3 protein-coding genes are annotated in these 5,428 nt (G+C 48.3%); 2 read left to right on the top strand and 1 reads right to left on the bottom strand.

Going from position 1 to position 5,428, the window contains the following annotated elements; all coding sequences use genetic code 11:
* A partial coding sequence (locus Q0N89_RS09670) for an Rne/Rng family ribonuclease (RefSeq protein WP_294035865.1) occupies nt 1-1,789 on the bottom strand: 1,789 nt, incomplete at its 3' end.
* A 627-nt stretch (nt 1,790-2,416) separates the two neighbouring features.
* Between Q0N89_RS09670 and Q0N89_RS09665 the strand changes: the two genes are divergently transcribed.
* Together Q0N89_RS09665 and ppx are read left to right on the top strand one after the other, a co-directional pair.
* A complete protein-coding gene (locus Q0N89_RS09665; protein ID WP_294035863.1) occupies nt 2,417-3,610 on the top strand; it encodes an RluA family pseudouridine synthase in 1,194 nt (397 codons plus the stop codon).
* A gap of 113 nt (nt 3,611-3,723) precedes the next feature.
* Entirely contained in the window at nt 3,724-5,292 is a 1,569-nt protein-coding gene (gene ppx, locus Q0N89_RS09660; RefSeq protein WP_294035861.1) for an exopolyphosphatase, read from the top strand.
* Nucleotides 5,293-5,428 lie beyond the last annotated feature (136 nt).

Raw genomic sequence — 5,428 nt, 5'->3', positions numbered from 1 at the left:
CTGATGCACCTAGACTGACACCACCGCCATTGACGATGGCTTCGATGGCAGATGCGACATCTGCCGTGCCTAAAGAGCCTGCCAGTTTGGCTTGTGGTTTTGGTGCAAATAGGTTGGATAGCCATGCCACCGCTTGTGGTTCGGCCTTGGCAGGGGCAGCTTGCTCCGCTTGTGGTTTGGCGGCTTTTTTGTCGCTCTTATCGCTGTGCTTATGCCAGCGTGCCGTGTCTTTGCCATCATTATCACTTTGCCAATTGACTTCATAGCCGCGGTCGATGGTTTCTTTTTCTTCGGTATCAGCGATGCGCTCATAGCTTGATGGGGCAAAGCCGTCTGGGTTGAAGTGCAGGGTGAAATTCGGGCTTTCTAGGTGTGCGTGTGGCAAGATGGTGATGCGAGCACCACTGTCTTGCTCTAGATACACTAGGCTTTCACGCTTTTCGTTCAATAAGAAAGCAGCGATATCGGTCGGCACTTCGGCTTGGATTTCGCCCATGCGTTCTTTTAGGGCGATTTGTTCGATTTGGCGCATGATAGACAGCGACAGCGAACGCAAATCACGAATCATGCCATTGCCATGACAGCGTGGGCAGATGTAGCCTGTGGCTTCTTCGAGCGATGGGCGTAGGCGCTGACGGCTCATTTCCATCAGACCAAATTTGCTAATCTCGGCAAATTGCACACGAGCACGGTCATGGCGTGTCGCTTCAATCAGACGCTTTTCGACATCTTTTTGGTGGCGTGGGTCGTTCATGTCAATAAAATCAATGACAATCAGACCACCCATATCACGCAGGCGTAGCTGACGCGCGATTTCGTCGGCGGCTTCTAGGTTGGTGTTATAGGCAGTTTCGGCGACATCTGAGCCTTTGGTGGACTTTGATGAGTTGATGTCGATTGATACCAGTGCTTCGGTTTGGTCGATGACAATCGAGCCACCTGATGGCAGGCGTACTTCACGCTGATAGGCGGTTTCGATTTGGCGTTCGATACCAAAGCGGGCAAACATCGGCTCATATTCGGTGTATTTACGCAGTTTGCTCATTTGGCTTGGCATTACTGCACTGATAAAATTTGCCGCTTCGTTATAGGCGTTTTCGCTGTCAATCCACACTTCACCGATGTCATCACGCAGATAGTCACGCACTGCACGAGTGACCACACCCGCTTCTTGATGGACTAGGCAGGGGCTTGGGCGAGTTTTGTTTTGTTCTTGGATGGATTTCCAGATATCAAGCAGATGGTCAAGGTCGTTTTGTAGGTCTTCAGCGCCTTTGCCAAGGCCAGCTGTACGCACGATGACGCTCATGCCTTTTGGTAGATTTAGCCCTGCGATGATTTGTTTCATCTCTTCACGGACTTTGCCTGAGATTTGACGGCTGATACCGCCTGCTTTGGCGTTGTTTGGCATCAATACCAGATAGCGACCAGCAAGCGAGATAAAAGTCGATAACGCCGCACCTTTGTTGCCACGCTCTTCTTTTTCGACTTGGACGATGACTTCATCGCCTTCTTTGATAAGCTGTTTGATGTTGTCTTCACGCAGATTGCCGTGCAGATATTCGCTGGCAATCTCACGCAGTGGCAAAAAGCCTTGACGAGCCGAACCATACTCAACAAAAGCCGCTTCTAGCGATGGCTCAACTCGGGTGATGTGACCTTTATAAATATTGGCCTTTTTTTGTTCACGAGTGCGATTTTCTAGGTCAAAATCATACAGGTGGCTGTCTTTGCACAGAGCAACACGAATTTCTTCGTTATGCGTGGCGTTGATTAAAATGCGTTTCATGATGTTCCTTATAAGGGCAATGGCCCGAATCAAGCAACATCGGTATTTTTCCAAAGATTTATTGCAGTCTCAACTATCAGCAAAGAGTAAGTCTTGGCTGTGTGCTGCTGTCATTACAAATCGTTTGTACAACACAAACGATACTCAGCACTGCTTGCACCAATGCTGTCAAAAATTCTGTAAGCTTGAGCCGACTGGGGTTTACCTTGCAAAAGCAGAGTTTGTCTTGTGCTTTTGAACCAGTGGTACTCAACAAGGCTAAAAGACGAATGGTCGCCTTAGCGAAATCTTGTACGGTATCAATACCGAAGTTGCATTATCATGCTTAAAATGGCTTTATTGCTTTTTTAAGCGATTATTAACTATTTTGGCGGTTGCAAGGGCAAATATGAGCGTGGGCGTGACCATCACGCAGTAGGGCGTAGGTATCGTTGAGACTGAGGTTCGCTAAAATCATGCCAAAACCGATATCGCTCAATCGCCATTTTTTACCCAGTGTCGCAATCAGTGATTATTATAGCTGATTGTTGAATTTAACTGTGGTAACAAAAAAATCTCAGGGATTTGCAATGGTGTCGGATAAAAATTGTGTCAAACGACAAAAATTATCCTGTATTTGTTTGCAACATGCTAAACTATACCAAATCTTTTGCCAAACGCCTACAAAAATTTGACAAAACCATGAAAAATTTACAAAAAAGTCCAAAAAATCAGCCATCAAGCCATCGTTTTGGCAAAAATTCCCCAAAATCTCGTCCATCGGCGCAACGAAGCCAAGCTAAGCCGACTCAAGTAAAGCCAAGCCAAGCCAAGCACAATCCGCACCCCAAGCAATCGGCGGATGTGGCGATTAGTAATTTTAATCAGGTGAATTTTTTGACGGTGACGGACAATCAGGCAGGACAGCGGATTGATAATTTTTTGCTCGCTCGGCTCAAGGGCTTGCCACGCTCGCACTTATATAAGCTCATCCGTGCTGATGAAGTGCGTATCAATGGCAAACGCTGTAAGCCGCATGATAAGCTTGATGTTGGCGATGTGGTACGCATTGCGCCCATTCGCTTATCAGTGCGTGAAGAAGTGATTATCAGTGACAGCTTTGCCAAAGGCTTGATGGCACGCATCATCCATGAAGATGATGGGCTGATTGTGCTTAATAAACCATCGGGCATGGCAGTGCATGGCGGTAGCGGTGAGAGCTTTGGGGTGATTGAAGCAATGCGTCAGGCGACGGGCAAAAAGTATCTGGAGCTTGTGCATCGCATTGATAAGGACACATCAGGATTATTGCTTATCGCCAAAAAACGCAGTACACTCAAACACTTACAAGAACAATTTCGCCAAAAAACCATCCACAAGCAGTATCTGTGCTTGAGTGCAGGCTATGTCAAAGCAGACAGCCAAATCATCGATGCGCCACTACTGCGCTACACGCTTGATAATGGTGAGCGTCGTGTCAAGGTGGCAAAGCTTGGGGCAGCGCACGGCGAAGAAGTCGCCAAGCCTAGCTTAACACAGATTAAAGTATTGGCACGATTTGAGCTAGACGGCAAGCCTGTCAGCCTTGTACTTGCCATGCCTGCCACAGGGCGTACACACCAGATACGGGTGCATATGGCGCACATCGGGCACGCCTTGCTTGGCGATGATAAATATCAACTGAACAAATCTGCCCCACAGGTCAAACGCCTATGCCTGCACGCTTGGCGATTGTCTTTGGCGGATGTAGTGATGGATGATGACAGACCTTTGCAGTATCTTGCACCGCTGCCGTCTGATATGGCGGATTTGCTACCTGATTCGGTGCAGATACCTGCTTAAACTACCTACTTAAACTTCACCCCAAATTAACCAAAAATCCATAGACAATTTGGGCAAATTATCGTAAAGTTAGACCTAAATTTTGTGTAAAAAAATAATCAAAAGGAGTTCGCATGAACCCAACTTTTCCAGACACCACCGAACGCCACCAACAAATCGCCAGTGCCATCAATGATGCCGCTGCCATCGGGCGTGATGAGCTTTTGGGGGCGATTGACTTAGGCTCAAACAGCTTTCATCTAGCGATTGCTCGTCTTGACCACGGTGAAGTACGAAAAGTGGCATCGATTTCTGAAAAAGTACAATTGGCAGCAGGGCTTGATGAAAATAATGTCCTAAGTGAAGAAGCCATTCAGCGGGGGCTAGACTGCTTGCACCGTTTTGCGCAGCATGTTACCGAAGTGCACCCGACCCGTCTGCGTATCGTGGCGACCAATGCCCTGCGAAAAGCGGTCAATGCCCAAGAGTTTATCCGCCGTGCCAATCTACTACTGCCCAAGCCGATTGAGATTATCGCCGGTCGTGAAGAAGCTCGCTTGATTTATCTTGGCGTGTCGCACTCAAATGCCAGTACCGATACCCGCTTGGTGATTGATATTGGTGGTGGTTCGACCGAGTTTATCATCGGGCAAGGCTTTGAGCCGATTGAGATGGAAAGCTTGCAGATGGGCTGTGTGTCTTATACCAAAAAATTCTTTGCCGATGGCAAAATCACCGAAAAAGCCTTTGAGCAAGCTGCCAAGCACACCCAAACCGAGCTACTTGCCATCGCCAAACGCTACAAAAAAGTCGGCTGGGATAATGCCATCGGCTCATCAGGTACGATTAAGGCAGCACGCCTTGTGCTTGCCGAGCTTGGCTTTAGCGGTGAGAGCATCACTTTAGATGGGATGATGAAGCTCAAAAAGCATCTGATTAAGCTTGGCTCGGTAGATAAGATTGAATTTGAAGGGGTCAAGGCACATCGCCAAGCGGTATTCCCTGCAGGCGTGGCAGAGCTACTTGCCATCATGCAGACGCTTGAGATTGATGAGCTTGGCTATTCGGACGGCGCACTGCGTGAAGGCGTGATGTATGATATGCTTGGCAGGCTCAATTCTGAAGATGTGCGTGACCGCTCGGTGGCAGCACTGGCGGAGCGTTATTCGGTCGATGTCAAGCAAGCAGGGCGTGTGATGACACGAGCGGCTCGCTTATTTAATGATGTCAAAGATGAGCTTGAGTTTAGCAGTGAAGATGCTGACCTGCTGCGCCGTGCGGCAAATCTGTACGAGATTGGCTTGGCGGTTGGGCATAGCAACTATCAGCGCCACAGTGCCTATTTGCTTGAGCATTCAGATATTGCAGGCTTTTCGCAGGTGGGTCAAGCGATGATGGCGCAGCTGGTGCTACATCATCGCCGTAAGCTCAAATCCGATGCGCTTGATATCGTTGAGAATCTAGGCGGTCGCAAGCTTGCTTATCTGTGCTTGATTTTGCGTCTAGCGGCACAGTCTAGTCAATCACGCACCACCAAGGCGGCTGCGATTAACCTGAATATCATCAGTGCTGACCACTGGCAAGTGCTGGTCGGCGCAGGGATGCACGAAGAGCTAATCGCCACACAGCTTGAGCAAGATGCGCCACAGTTCGCCAAATGGGGCGTACAGCTTGATGTGGTGAGCACGGGCGAATTTGCCTGATGGCATAAGATAAGACAACAAACCCCAAAGATGGCATGATGATGCGCTTTGGGGTTTTGTTTTGATGTAAATAAAAAAAGCTGGCGTAATAGACATTTTTCATGATAAAAATCACACCACATCTCCTAATAGACAT

It is taken from the genome of uncultured Moraxella sp. (genome assembly GCF_945873075.1).
Taxonomy (GTDB): domain Bacteria; phylum Pseudomonadota; class Gammaproteobacteria; order Pseudomonadales; family Moraxellaceae; genus Moraxella.
This window is presented reverse-complemented; position numbering and strand designations above follow the sequence as displayed.

Excerpts from the sequence above, each read along its gene's own strand:
- Q0N89_RS09665 (WP_294035863.1), top strand. The coding sequence starts at position 2,417 with ATGCTAAACTATACCAAATCTTTTGCCAAACGCCTACAAAAATTTGAC.
- ppx (WP_294035861.1), top strand. The coding sequence starts at position 3,724 with ATGAACCCAACTTTTCCAGACACCACCGAACGCCACCAACAAATCGCC.